This is a genomic window from Streptomyces sp. MMG1121 (genome assembly GCF_001280015.1).
Classification (GTDB): domain Bacteria; phylum Actinomycetota; class Actinomycetes; order Streptomycetales; family Streptomycetaceae; genus Streptomyces.
Genome location: NZ_LGDV01000025.1, coordinates 57,817 through 69,916, shown reverse-complemented (window position 1 = coordinate 69,916; position 12,100 = coordinate 57,817). Strand labels below are relative to the sequence as shown.

The following is a 12,100-nucleotide window of genomic DNA, read 5'->3' as shown; positions in this document are numbered from 1 at the left end:
CCGGAGTGGCCGGGTCAGACGGTGGCGGTCGGCGGGGCGGCCGGAGCGGCGGTCTCGGCGGTGGCCGGGGACGCGGCCGGGGAGGCGATCGTGGCCGTCAGGTCGTCGCCGATCGTGCCGGCCGGGGGCGGGGTCACCGCGGCGATGGCGGTGGTCACCACGCCGGCCGGCGGTGCGCTCTCCTCGACGACGTTGGTGGCGTCGACGACCTCGCGGCGGGAGATCTTCCAGATCGCGGCGCTCGCGGCGACCAGGAAGACCGCGACCACGGCGGTGCCCCAGTCACCGAGGTCCGTCACGGACTCGGCGCCCGCGCCGACCAGCGCGGCGGCCGGGAGGGTGAGGACCCAGGCGACGAGCATGCGGGTCGCGGTGGACCAGCGGACCACGCCGCCCTTGCGGCCGAGGCCCGTGCCCATCACGGCGCCGGAGACGACGTGCGTGGTGGACAGGGAGAAGCCCAGGTGGGAGGAGGCCAGGATGGCGGTCGCGGCACTGGTCTGGGCGGCGAAGCCCTGGCGCGGCTCCAGGTCGGTCAGGCCCGTGCCCATGGTGCGGATGATGCGCCAGCCGCCGATGTAGGTGCCGAGCGCGATGGCCAGGCCCGCGGAGAGGATCACCCAGGTGGGAGGGTTCGAGCCGGGGGCGATGGCGCCGCCCGCGATCAGCGCGAGCGTGATGATGCCCATCGTCTTCTGGGCGTCGTTGGTGCCGTGGGCGAGAGAGACGAGTCCGGCGGAGGCGATCTGGCCGGCGCGGTAGCCCTTGCGGGTGGCCTCGCCCTCGGACTTGCCGCCGATCCCGTACGAGAGGCGGGTGGACAGCAGGGCCGCGACGCCCGCGACGACCGGCGCGGCGACCGCCGGGAGCAGCACCTTGGTCACCAGCACGTCCCCGTGCACGGCGCCGAAACCGGCGGAGGCGACGGTGGCGCCGATCAGGCCGCCCATCAGGGCGTGCGAGGAACTGGACGGCAGGCCCACCAGCCAGGTCAGCAGATTCCAGAGGATCGCGCCGACCAGGGCGGCGAAGATGACCTCGGGACGGATGCCCTTCTCGTCGACGAGCCCCTTGGAGATCGTGTTCGCGACCTCCACGGAGAGGAAGGCGCCCACCAGGTTCAGGACGGCGGACATGGCCACTGCGATCTTGGGCTTCAGGGCGCCTGTCGAGATGGTGGTCGCCATCGCGTTGGCGGTGTCGTGGAAACCGTTCGTGAAATCAAACGCGAGTGCGGTTACCACCACAATCGCGAGGATCAGCGAGAAGCTTTCCATTTACCCAGGCAATCGTTCGAGGTCGTTGGCTGGACGAACGTAGGCAACCTGGATGAACGGAAGGTGAACTGGGCCGGGCGTAGCGGTGTCCGGAGGGAGGGGGTGAGGTTCCGTTCGTCGCTGGCGACCCAGGCGCCCCTTGACTACCGGCCCCGCGCGAAGGTACGCAGTCGGCCGACCGAGCCGTCGAAGAGATTCTGGTCACCCGGCAGGCTGCCCCGGGTGCCGTTCTGCCAGAACGTCCAGTGCCGCCAGCCGCCCGGCAGCGGCCCCGGCCGCGCGGTGCCGTGGCGGGCGATCCACAGGGGGTTCTTGGAGGCGAACGCGCGGCTGTTGCCGGTGCAGAGCTTCCACCACTGGGCCGTCGTGTAGATCACCGGGCGGCGGCCGGTCTGCCGCTTGACCTCGTCGCTGAAGGACCGGATCCAGCGGACCATCTTCTTCTTGCTCACGCCATAGCACTTGTGCTTCTTGCTGTACGGGTTGTACTCGATGTCCAGCGCGGGCGGCAGCGTCCAGCCGTCGGCCTGCCAGTCGCCCCCGTTGTCCAGGAAGTACTTGGCCTGCTGGGCGCCGGAGGACTCGTCCGGGAGCGCGAAGTGGTACGCGCCACGGATCAGGCCCGCCTCGCGCGCGCCGTCGTACTGCCCGCCGAAGTAGGGGTTGTGGTAGTCCGTGGACTCGGTCGCCTTGATGTAGACGAACCGTGCCCCCTTGTCCTGTACGTCCTCCCAGTCGACGTGCTTCTGGTGCGAGGAGACGTCGTGCCCCCGGGTCCGGGGCGAGGCCAGTGCCGGGGGACCGGCCGCCGCGGCCGTGGGCACCGTGAGGGCGAGCACCGCCGTCGCCGCCGCGAGGACACCGCGGCGGCGACGGATCAGGGTGCGTTCACTGGCCATGTGTCTCCCCGGGTCGGCGGACGAGCGTGTCGTCCGGCGAGCAAGAGGGATCATTCAAGGCCCGGTTATCAGCGAATCGGTGCCGCATTCCGGTGATTCGCGACAAGTTCCGCCCATTCGGAGGCACGTCGTCCACGCGTGGCTTCCGGCAGGATCGCGGCATGGCTGAACAGCGGCGGGACGCGCAGGACGCGGAACAGGAACGTATGTGGGCGGAACTGGTCGCCACGGCGCGGCGGACCGTCGCCGACGGGCTGGTGGTCGGCACCTCCGGCAACGTCTCGGCGCGCGTCGGGGACCTCGTGCTGGTCACCCCGTCGGGCGTCCCCTACGACCGGCTCACCCCGGACGACCTCACCGGCGTCGACCTGGCCGGCCGCCAGGTGTTCGGCACGCTGGTGCCGACCAGCGAGCTGCCCATGCACCTCGCCGTCTACCGCACCACCGACGCCCGCGCGATCGTCCACACCCACGCCGTGCACGCCACCGCCGTCTCCACGCTGGTGCCCGAACTCCCGCCGGTCCACTACATGACCGGCGCCCTCGGCGGCTCCGTCCGCGTCGCCCCCTACGCCACCTACGGCACCGACGAACTGGCCGAGAACATGCTCCGCGCCCTGACCGGCCGCTCCGGCTGCCTCCTGCAGAACCACGGCACGATCACCTACGGCACCACCCTCGACCAGGCCTACGACCGCACCGCCCAGCTGGAGTGGATGTGCCGCCTGTGGCTGACGGCATCGAGCGTGCCGGGCCTGACCCCGTCCCTGCTGACCGAGACACAGCTGAGGGAGGCGGGGGAGCGGCTGCGCGGGTACGGGCAGCGGAAGTGATCCGCCCCGCTCCGCCGCACGGTCCGACTCCGCCCGCCCCTCCGCTGGCCGGTGGCACGAACCCCCACGAGACTGGAGGGGTGCGTCCCGTCAGAGCGACCGCCACGGCAGTCACGGCGTTCCTGGCCGCCGGCGCGGCATCCGTCGCCGCCGGCCGGTTCGCCAGCGATGCCGCGCTGAAGGCCCCCGCGGGCCGCCCGCTGCCCACCGAACCCCGCCTGACCGTGCACGGCACGGCCGCCGGCCGGATCGCGCTCACCCGCGCCCTCGCCTCCCTGCGCCCCGGCACCTACGGCCTCGCCGGCGACGGCTCCCACGCGGTCGTCGGCCCCGTCCTGGCGGCGGCCCGGCACAGCGCCGACACCGTCGTACGCCGCCTGGAACGCGTCACCCACGGCTCCTTCACCCCCGGCGACGCGGCCTGGCTCACCCCGAACCTCTACGTCGGCAATCCGGACACCGCCCTCGGCCTCGACCACGCCGACATCGACGTGCCCGGCGAACTCGGCAACCTGCCCGCCTGGTTCGTGCCCGGGGCCCGGGACACCTGGGTGATCGCCGTGCACGGCCTCGGCACCACCCGGGAACAGGCCATGAACCTCATGGGCCCCCTGCACGCCCGCCGGGTGCCCGTCCTCGCCCTCGCCTACCGCGGCGACCTCGGCGCCCCGCGCCCGCCGGACGGGCTGAACCACCTCGGCGAGACCGAGTGGCGGGACGTCGACGCGGCGATACGCTACGCCGTCCGCTACGGCGCCCGCCGGGTCGTCCTGCTCGGCTGGTCCACCGGCGCCACCATGGCCCTGCGCGCCGCAGAGCACTCCGCGGTGCGCGAGCGCATCGCCGGGCTGGTCCTCGACTCACCCGTGCTGAGCTGGGAGGCCACGCTGCGCGCCCTCGCCCGGGCCCGCCACACCCCGCAGCCGCTGCTGCCGCTGGCGGTGCGCGCCGCCCAGGGCCGGACCGGCCTGTACGCCGACCGGGCCGCCGAGCCCACCGACCCCGACCTGCTCACCGTACCGACCCTGATCTTCCACGGCCCCGACGACCAGGTCGCCCCCTGGGAGTACTCCCGCCGCCTCGCCGCCCGCCGCCCGGAGCTGGTCGCCCTGCACACCGTGGCGCAGGCCCCGCACGCGGCGATGTGGAACGCCGACCCGCAGGCGTACCAGGAGCGGGTGCGCCGCTTCATGACCCCGCTGGTGTGAGGCGGCTCGTACGACCCCGCCGATGGGCGGCCATCCCCCGGTGCCGGCCATTCCGTTTAAGGCCGTACGACTGGCTTGATCAGCTCACCTCGCCCCGCGTCGAACCCCGTGCGTTGGCCAGCCCCGTCGCCCGCCGTGACATTCCGTTTGGGTTTTCGGACCGTCAACCGGAAGACTGCACCTGTGACGTCCCGTATCCCGCGCGACTCCAGGCTTCGACTCGTCCGACCGCGACCCCTGGCCGCCACCCCCAGAGCTGTGAACCAGCGTCGCCCGAGGCGCCCCTCACCCCGGCCGCCGGAAGGCACCCCCGCCCCGGCCGAACTGGCCAGAATGGCGCGCACCGGCCTGGCGGGCGCGGTCCGCGTCGCCCGCTGGGCCGACGCCGTCCTCGGCCCCGGCAGCGCCGGCGCCACCGCCGACGGCAAGGCCACCCTCTCCGACCCGACCGCCGAACGTGCGGGCGCCGACCTCGGCCTGAGTGCCGCTCAGATCCGCGCCGAATGGGACACCGCCCGCCTCGCCGGACTGGTCGAGGTGCACGGCGACAGCGCGCGCCCCGGCTGGCGACTGCGCGCCTGGGACCGCGACGACAGCGCCGTACTGCGCGGCTGGGTCGCCCTCTTCGACGCCTGGTCGCTCGCCTCCCCGGAGCCGGAGGAGCACGAGGCCGCCGCGGTCGCCGAGGTCGTCTCGGCCATGCCCCAGGTACTCTCCTTCCTCCAGCTGTCCGCCGGGCCCGTCCCGGTCGTGCAACTGCTCGACCTGCTCCAGCAGCGGGTCACCGAACTGCGCACCGAACGCTGCGAGGTCTCCTACGAGCCCGGCACCGAGCGCTCCGCCGCCGCCCGGGTGGACCCCGCCCCGGCCGTGGACACCCCGCTGGAGCCCCTCCTCGACTGGGCGCTGCGGGCCCTCGCCGCCGTCGGCGCGCTGACCTACGGCGACGGCCAGGCCACCCTCACCCCGCTGGGCAGCTGGGCGGTGTGGGTCAAGCTGGAGCAGATCTGCGTGGCCGCGCAGAGCCCCGCCGGCAACATCGAGCAGTCCGCCGAGGACATGCTCCGCGGCTGCGCCCAGCTGCGCCCCAACGCGGCCCGCGCCGAGTACCGAGCCTGGCTCGCGGCCCGGCCCGTCGGCAGCGCCGTCACCCAGCTGATCGACGCCGCGCGCGGCGAGGACGCCCTGCTGCGCGGTCTGGCCTTCGAGGCGCTGCGCGTCGTCGGCGGCCCCGCCGAGCCCGACGTGCACGCGGTCGTCGACGAGCCCGCCCTCAGGCCGTACGCCCTGCTGTGGCTCGCCGAGCACGACGGGGCCGACCCGGAGGACGCCCACGAGGCCCTCACCCGTGAGGAGGCGACCTGGCTGTGGGTGGACACCGCGGCCGCCGTCGCCGACCACGGCGAGGCGCCGATGCTGGTCCGGCATCTGGAATCCGCGGTGCAGCCCACCGTCCCCCAGCTGCTCGACGAGGTCCGCGCCGTCGGTCACCCGCGCACCGTCCAGGTCCTGGTCGCGCTCGCCGCCGCCCATCCCGACCCGGCCCTGGCCAAGGCCGTGCGCCGGGCCGCGTTCCAGGTGCACACCGGCGGCTGAGCGGCGTGCGTCCGCCCCGGGCGCCTCGGGTGCGGCAGACGTCTCAGGCGCCGATCTCGGGGGCGTACGTCCCGAAGCTCCAGATGTTGCCCTCGAGGTCCCGGGCCATGTAGTCCCGCGAGCCGTAGTCCTGGTCGGTCGGCGGCATGAGGATCTCCACGCCGTGCTCCAGTGCCCGCTGGTGGTGGGTGTCCACGTCGTCCACGACGACGTACACCCCGGCGGGCCCCGCGTCCTTCATCGCGGCGTCGAAGCGGCCGCCCCGGCCCTTGGAGCCGATCATCACCGCGCCGTGGCCCTGGACCAGCTCGGCGTGCATCACCTGGCCGTCCGCCGTCTCGTACACCGACAGCTCCGTGAAGCCGAGGGCCTCCGTCAGCTGTCTGATCGCCGCCTTCGCGTCCGCGTACAGCAGCGAGGGATAGATGCTCGGCCGTCCACCACCCATGCCCGCCATGCCGATCACTCCTTCGTACGCCGGCTGTGCGGCGTCTCGTTCAGTCTCGCAGCCGCCACTGACAACGCCTCAGCGGAACGTGTCGCACTGCCTCATGTCGCCCGTGCGGTAGCCCTGCCGGAACCACTGCTGCCGCTGCTGGGCCGACCCGTGCGTCCACGTCTCCGGCGTCACCCGGCCCTGGTACCGCTGCTGGATCCGGTCGTCGCCCACGGCGGCCGCGGCGTCCAGCCCGTCCCGGATGTCCGCGGCGCTCAGGCTCGTGACCAGCGGTCTGCCGGTCGACGCGGCCGGCGTCGTCGTCGCGTGGTGCGCCCACACCCCGGCGTAGCAGTCGGCCTGGAGTTCCGTGCGCACCGAGTTGCTGTTCGCCCCGGTCAGCCCGTCCTGGGAACGGCCGAGGAGGCCCTGCAGATCCTGGACGTGGTGACCGTACTCGTGCGCGATCACGTACGCCTGCGCGAACGGGCCGCCGGTGGACCCGAACTTCGTGCGCAGCTCGTCGAAGAAGCCCAGGTCCAGATAGACCTTGCGGTCACCCGGGCAGTAGAACGGCCCCACCGCCGAGGTCGCCGCGCCGCACGCGGTGGCGACCCGTCCGCTGAAGAACACGGTCGGCGAGGCGCTGTACGTCCCCCCGCGCCGCCGGAACTCCTGGGTCCAGTAGTCCTGCACGCTGTTCACCACGGCCACCGCCCGGCAGTCGTCCCGGACGTTCGCGTCCCTCCCGGTACGGCAGGACTGCTGGACCTGCGCGAGCGAGGAGGCGGTGGGCTCGGCCGGGCCGCCGGAGGACAGCCCGAGCTGGTCCGGGCCCACGCCCAGGTACAGCCCCAGCAGCAGCGCGATCACCCCGGCCAGGCCGCCCCCGATGGTCGCCCTGCCGCCGGGGATCCGGCTGCCGCGCTGGTCCTGCACCTCGGAGGTGTCCAGGTTCGCGTCGTCGTCGAACTGCACGCGTCACCGCCCTCTGCCCACGCCGTCGCGCCCGTCGTGCGAAGCCTGGCGGCATCCCTACCCGCCGCGCCGCCCCGCCCCCGGACGAACACCCGAACGGGGGACCTCCCGCCCGGCCCGCACCGGGCTCGCCGACCGATCCGGGGCCGTGGGCAGCGAAAGGACGTCCTCGCGCGCGTGCCGGGACGGCCGGGCCGCGCGCGAGGCACTGCCCAGGCCGGTGATCACGCCCGGACCGGGCGGCCGACGGCCCCGGACGACCTCGGGTGGATCACCCCGGGCCGTCCGCCCCCAGCAACGACCTGCGGGAACGGCGCCCGAGGGCACGGGCCGGAGCGGGACCGAACGCACGGACGTAGAAAAACCGCTTGCACGGCCCCGTTAGACTGCTTCCATGGCCATTCTCCTCGCGCATTAGACGGCGGGAACGCCCTCAGCCGTCCACCCGACCCTTCCTGTACGCCCTGGAGTCTGTCCGTGATCTCCGCCTCCGGTATCGAGCTGCGCGCCGGTGCGCGCGTCCTCATCGAGAACGCCACCTTCCGTGTCGCCAAGGGCGACCGCATCGGCCTCGTCGGCCGCAACGGCGCCGGCAAGACCACCCTCACCAAGTGCCTGGCCGGCGAGGGCATCCCCGCCGGGGGCCAGATCGCCCGCTCCGGCGAGGTCGGCTACCTCCCGCAGGACCCCCGCACCGGCGACCTCGACGTCCTCGCCCGCGACCGGATCCTCTCCGCGCGCGGCCTCGACGTCCTGCTCCGCAAGATGCGTGACAACGAACAGCGCATCGCGGGCGGCCAGGGCGCCACCCGCGAGAAGGCCCTCAGGCAGTACGAGCGCCAGGAGACCGAGTTCCTCACCAAGGGCGGATACGCCGCCGAGGCCGAGGCCGCCACCATCGCCGCGGCGCTGAACCTGCCCGACCGCGTGCTCGGCCAGCCCCTGCACACGCTCTCCGGCGGTCAGCGCCGCCGTATCGAGCTGGCCCGGATCCTGTTCTCGGACGCCGACACCCTGCTCCTCGACGAGCCCACCAACCACCTCGACGCGGACTCGATCATCTGGCTGCGGGACTACCTGAAGACCTACCGCGGCGGCTTCATCGTGATCAGTCACGACGTCGACCTGGTCGAGACGGTCGTCAACAAGGTGTTCTACCTGGACGCCAACCGCGCCCAGATCGACGTCTACAACATGGGCTGGAAGCTCTACCAGCAGCAGCGCGAGGCCGACGAGAAGCGCCGCAAGCGCGAGCGCGCCAACGCCGAGAAGAAGGCCGCCGCACTGCACTCGCAGGCCGACAAGATGCGCGCCAAGGCCACCAAGACGGTCGCCGCGCAGAACATGGCCCGCCGCGCGGACAAGCTGCTGGCCGGCCTGGATGCGGTCCGGCAGTCCGACAAGGTCGCCAAGCTCCGCTTCCCCGAGCCCTCGCCGTGCGGCAAGACCCCGCTGATGGCCGAGGGCCTGTCGAAGTCGTACGGCTCGCTGGAGATCTTCACCGACGTCGATCTCGCCATCGACAAGGGCTCCAGGGTCGTCATCCTCGGCCTCAACGGCGCCGGCAAGACCACGCTGCTGCGGCTGCTCGGCGGGGTGGAGCAGCCCGACACCGGCGAGGTCGTCCCCGGCCACGGCCTCAAGCTCGGCTACTACGCCCAGGAGCACGAGACCCTGGACCCCGAGCGCTCGGTCCTGGAGAACATGCGCTCGGCCGCCCCCGACCTGGACCTGGTCGAGGTCCGCAAGGTGCTGGGCTCGTTCCTGTTCTCCGGCGACGACGTCGACAAGCCCGCCGGCGTCCTCTCCGGCGGCGAGAAGACCCGCCTCGCGCTCGCCACGCTGGTGGTCTCCTCGGCGAACGTGCTGCTCCTGGACGAGCCGACCAACAACCTCGACCCCGCGAGCCGCGAGGAGATCCTCGGCGCGCTGCGCACCTACAAGGGCGCGGTCGTCCTCGTCACGCACGACGAGGGCGCCGTCGAGGCGCTCCAGCCGGAGCGGATCATCCTGTTGCCGGACGGCGTCGAGGACCTGTGGGGTTCCGACTACGCGGACCTCGTCGCCCTCGCGTGATCCACTGCGTATGGATCATTCGGCCGATCCGTGATCCATCATCTGTGTGAGATCTCCTCGTATCGGCGTGTGTCGTACACGGATTTCGCGGCCGATCCCTTTGTTGCCAAGGGATCGGCCGTTTCGCGTCTCTGACCTGGCACTTCGCGAATCCACCCGTTCAGCCCCGTTGACAGCCGCCCTTGGAAGCCCTTGTTCCGCTTGTGGGGATCCACTCCTGTCGTCACAACGATGTCCCACCGACCTTGCCGAATGGGTGGCCATCACGCCCCGGAGGGGTGATCATGAGGAGACCAGAGCGCACTTCCCATGAGGAGGCACGGGTGGCCGAGACTCTGAAGAAGGGCAGCCGGGTGACCGGCGCCGCGCGCGACAAGCTCGCGGCAGACCTGAAGAAGAAGTACGACTCCGGTGCGAGCATCCGGGCGCTGGCCGAGGAGACCGGCCGCTCGTATGGCTTCGTGCACCGGATGCTCAGCGAGTCGGGCGTCACGCTCCGTGGGCGTGGCGGAGCGACCCGGGGCAAGAAGGCCGCATCGTCCTGACTTCGGGCGGCCCATCGGCTTCGATGGTGGCCACCCGGTCGGCGGTCTGATCGACCGGGTGGTTACTGTGCAGTCACTTAAGCGTGCGCGGCACGCCTGACTGACCGCACCCATCGGAGGCGCCCCATGGCTTCGCCCGACCAGGACCTCGCTCCTGTACTCGACAAGGACGGCGTACGGCTCACCGTCGACGACGCGCTCGCCACGGTGACGCTGACCAATCCGGCCAAGCGCAACGCGCAGAGCCCCGCCCTGTGGCGGGCGCTCACCGAGGCCGGTCGGCTGCTGCCGGGCTCCGTTCGTGTCGTCGTGCTGCGCGGCGAGGGCAGGTCCTTCTCCGCGGGTCTCGACCGGCAGATGTTCACGCCGGAGGGGATCCCGGGCGAGCCGACCTTCACCGATCTCGCGCGCCGTGACGACGCCGGGCTCGATGCGGCCATCGCCGAATTCCAGGAGGCGTTCACCTGGTGGCGGCGCAGCGACATCGTGTCCGTCGCCGCCGTTCAGGGGCACGCCATCGGGGCCGGCTTCCAGCTCGCGCTCGCGTGCGACCTGCGGGTCGTCGCGGACGACGTGCAGTTCGCCATGCGCGAGACCAGCCTCGGCATCGTCCCCGACCTGACCGGTACGCATCCGCTGGTCGGTCTCGTCGGGTACGCCCGCGCGCTGGAGATCTGCGCCACCGGACGGTTCGTCGGCGCCGAGGAGTCGGTGACGAGCGGCCTGGCCAACCTCGCCGTGCCCGGCTCTCAACTGGACGAGGCCGTGCGGGACTTGGCCGTGGCGCTGCTGGCCGCGCCACGGGACGCGGTCGTCGAGACCAAGGCGTTGCTGCGCGGTGCGGTGGATCGTACGTACGACGAGCAGCGTGCGGCCGAGCGTGCCGCTCAGGCGCGGCGGCTGCGGGACCTGGCCGGCGTCGGCGAGTAGCCGCCGCGCCGGGCAGGCGCCCGGAGCGGTCAGCTCACCGCCGTGATCAGCACGGTCACCGTCGGTCTGTCCTCCAGCGCTTCGCGCACGGCCGCGCGGACCTGCCGGGCCACCTCGACGGCCCGGTGATCCGCGCCGGTCGCCAGCTCCACGCGCGCGTGCCGGTGCGGCAGTGCCGTCCCGGCCGTGCGCTCCTCCAGACGCAGCCCCGTCAGCACGCTCACCCCCGGGACGGACAGCGCGGCCGTGGCCGCGCCGGCCTCGTCCGGGTCCGTGGGTTCCCGGGCCGGCGTCGGCCGCGGGGCGGGTACCTCCCTCGACGGCGGCTCCGCTGCCAGCAGGTCGGTCACCCGTAGGTCCACGTCCGTCAGCACGAGCCCGAGGCACCGCGTCGCGGCCGTGGCCAGGGCCAGCCGCAGCCGGGACGCCACCGCCGGCAGCGGCTCGGCGGCCGTCGCCGCGAAGTCCGCCGTCAGCCGGAGCGCGCCCGGCGGCAGCGCGCCCGGCGGAGCCGGTACGACGGGCTCGTGCACGTCCTCCGGATCGGCGAGCGCGATCCGCACCGTGCCCAGCCGCGCCCCGGGCACCTCGTCCGCCGCCGCGTGCCCCAGTACGGCCACGGCCGCACCCTCCGCGATCCACGCGCCGTCGCGCGGCCCGCCGAGCGGCAACAGCCTGCCCAGTCCCACGTGGTGCCGCACGGTCTGTGTCCACCGGTCCGCCGTCATTCCACCAGCCTGCCGCATCCCCGGCGCGCTGCCGGGCAACCATGCGTACCGTGGTCGGGAGACGACGACCGGAAGGGACGTACGGCGATGACCGACATGACGGCGACCCCCGAGGGCGATCACGAGGAGCGGCTGTCGACCCGCAAGCCCACCCGGCGTGGTGGCGGCGACCCGGCGGTCCGCGGCCGGACGACCATCGCAGACGGCGTCGTGGAGAAGATCGCCGGGCTCGCCGCCCGGGACGTGGTCGGCGTGCACGCGATGGGCAGCGGGCTGGCCCGCACCTTCGGCGCCGTGCGCGACCGGGTGCCGGGCGGCTCCAAGTCGGTGACACGGGGCGTCAAGGCCGAGGTCGGCGAGGTGCAGACCGCACTCGACCTGGAGATCGTCGTGGACTACGGCGTCTCGATCGGCGACGTCGCCCGAGCGGTGCGCGAGAACGTGATCGCCGCCGTGGAGCGTATGACCGGCCTCGAGGTCGTGGAGGTCAACATCGCGGTGAGCGACGTCAAGCTGCCCGAGGAGGAGGACGAGGAGCCCGAGCCCCGGATCCAGTGATCGGCTCGGACACAGCCCTGGACCCCGCACGCCGAC

The 12,100-nt window shown here is 73.0% G+C and carries 12 protein-coding genes; 7 read left to right on the top strand and 5 right to left on the bottom strand.

The window, feature by feature from the left end:
- Window positions 1–14: 14 nt before the first annotated feature.
- A complete protein-coding gene (locus tag ADK64_RS04355) occupies window positions 15–1,277 on the bottom strand; it encodes an inorganic phosphate transporter (protein WP_053654970.1) in 1,263 nt (420 codons plus the stop codon).
- Between the two features lie 143 nt (window positions 1,278–1,420).
- On the bottom strand, window positions 1,421–2,176 hold the full coding sequence (locus tag ADK64_RS04350) for a lysozyme (protein WP_053654968.1): 756 nt from the start codon (window positions 2,174–2,176) through the stop codon (window positions 1,421–1,423).
- Window positions 2,177–2,337: 161 nt separating this feature from the next.
- Between ADK64_RS04350 and ADK64_RS04345 the strand changes: the two genes are divergently transcribed.
- From ADK64_RS04345 to ADK64_RS04335, 3 genes are all read left to right on the top strand, one after another.
- On the top strand, window positions 2,338–3,009 hold the full coding sequence (locus tag ADK64_RS04345; protein ID WP_053654966.1) for a class II aldolase/adducin family protein: 672 nt from the start codon (window positions 2,338–2,340) through the stop codon (window positions 3,007–3,009).
- Between the two features lie 80 nt (window positions 3,010–3,089).
- Window positions 3,090–4,217 (top strand): alpha/beta hydrolase, encoded by a 1,128-nt coding sequence (locus ADK64_RS04340; protein WP_053654963.1) that lies wholly within the window; start codon window positions 3,090–3,092, stop codon window positions 4,215–4,217.
- Between the two features lie 183 nt (window positions 4,218–4,400).
- Window positions 4,401–5,813, top strand: coding sequence for a hypothetical protein (locus tag ADK64_RS04335; RefSeq protein WP_199829477.1), 1,413 nt, complete (start codon window positions 4,401–4,403; stop codon window positions 5,811–5,813).
- Between the two features lie 43 nt (window positions 5,814–5,856).
- On the opposite strand, the gene ADK64_RS04330 is transcribed toward ADK64_RS04335, so the two are convergent.
- Window positions 5,857–6,270, bottom strand: coding sequence for a VOC family protein (locus ADK64_RS04330; RefSeq protein WP_053654959.1), 414 nt, complete (start codon window positions 6,268–6,270; stop codon window positions 5,857–5,859).
- A gap of 69 nt (window positions 6,271–6,339) precedes the next feature.
- Complete coding sequence (locus ADK64_RS04325) at window positions 6,340–7,227, bottom strand: neutral zinc metallopeptidase (RefSeq protein WP_053654957.1); 888 nt, start codon at window positions 7,225–7,227, stop codon at window positions 6,340–6,342.
- Window positions 7,228–7,704: 477 nt separating this feature from the next.
- Between ADK64_RS04325 and ADK64_RS04320 the strand changes: the two genes are divergently transcribed.
- From ADK64_RS04320 to ADK64_RS04310, 3 genes are all read left to right on the top strand, one after another.
- Window positions 7,705–9,303, top strand: a complete 1,599-nt coding sequence (locus ADK64_RS04320; RefSeq protein WP_053654955.1) for an ABC-F family ATP-binding cassette domain-containing protein — start codon at window positions 7,705–7,707, stop codon at window positions 9,301–9,303.
- 323 nt (window positions 9,304–9,626) lie between these two features.
- Window positions 9,627–9,848 (top strand): helix-turn-helix domain-containing protein, encoded by a 222-nt coding sequence (locus ADK64_RS04315; protein WP_004002281.1) that lies wholly within the window; start codon window positions 9,627–9,629, stop codon window positions 9,846–9,848.
- A gap of 126 nt (window positions 9,849–9,974) precedes the next feature.
- Window positions 9,975–10,778: an enoyl-CoA hydratase/isomerase family protein gene (locus ADK64_RS04310; protein ID WP_053654953.1), complete on the top strand. Its 804-nt coding sequence runs from the start codon at window positions 9,975–9,977 to the stop codon at window positions 10,776–10,778.
- A 29-nt stretch (window positions 10,779–10,807) separates the two neighbouring features.
- Here ADK64_RS04310 and ADK64_RS04305 read toward each other — a convergent pair whose 3' ends face one another.
- Window positions 10,808–11,506 carry a hypothetical protein gene (locus ADK64_RS04305; RefSeq protein ID WP_053654951.1) on the bottom strand — a complete coding sequence of 233 codons (699 nt, stop codon included), beginning with the start codon at window positions 11,504–11,506 and terminating at the stop codon, window positions 10,808–10,810.
- An 87-nt stretch (window positions 11,507–11,593) separates the two neighbouring features.
- Here ADK64_RS04305 and ADK64_RS04300 point away from each other — a divergent pair, with 87 nt between their 5' ends.
- Window positions 11,594–12,064 (top strand): Asp23/Gls24 family envelope stress response protein, encoded by a 471-nt coding sequence (locus ADK64_RS04300; protein WP_053654948.1) that lies wholly within the window; start codon window positions 11,594–11,596, stop codon window positions 12,062–12,064.
- The last annotated feature ends 36 nt before the right edge of the window (window positions 12,065–12,100 follow it).

Coding starts and splice junctions, on each gene's coding strand:
- ADK64_RS04300 (WP_053654948.1), top strand. CDS start 11,594: ATGACCGACATGACGGCGACCCCCGAGGGCGATCACGAGGAGCGGCTG.
- ADK64_RS04305 (WP_053654951.1), bottom strand. CDS start 11,506: ATGACGGCGGACCGGTGGACACAGACCGTGCGGCACCACGTGGGACTG.
- ADK64_RS04310 (WP_053654953.1), top strand. CDS start 9,975: ATGGCTTCGCCCGACCAGGACCTCGCTCCTGTACTCGACAAGGACGGC.
- ADK64_RS04350 (WP_053654968.1), bottom strand. CDS start 2,176: ATGGCCAGTGAACGCACCCTGATCCGTCGCCGCCGCGGTGTCCTCGCG.
- ADK64_RS04330 (WP_053654959.1), bottom strand. CDS start 6,270: ATGGCGGGCATGGGTGGTGGACGGCCGAGCATCTATCCCTCGCTGCTG.
- ADK64_RS04345 (WP_053654966.1), top strand. CDS start 2,338: ATGGCTGAACAGCGGCGGGACGCGCAGGACGCGGAACAGGAACGTATG.
- ADK64_RS04355 (WP_053654970.1), bottom strand. CDS start 1,277: ATGGAAAGCTTCTCGCTGATCCTCGCGATTGTGGTGGTAACCGCACTC.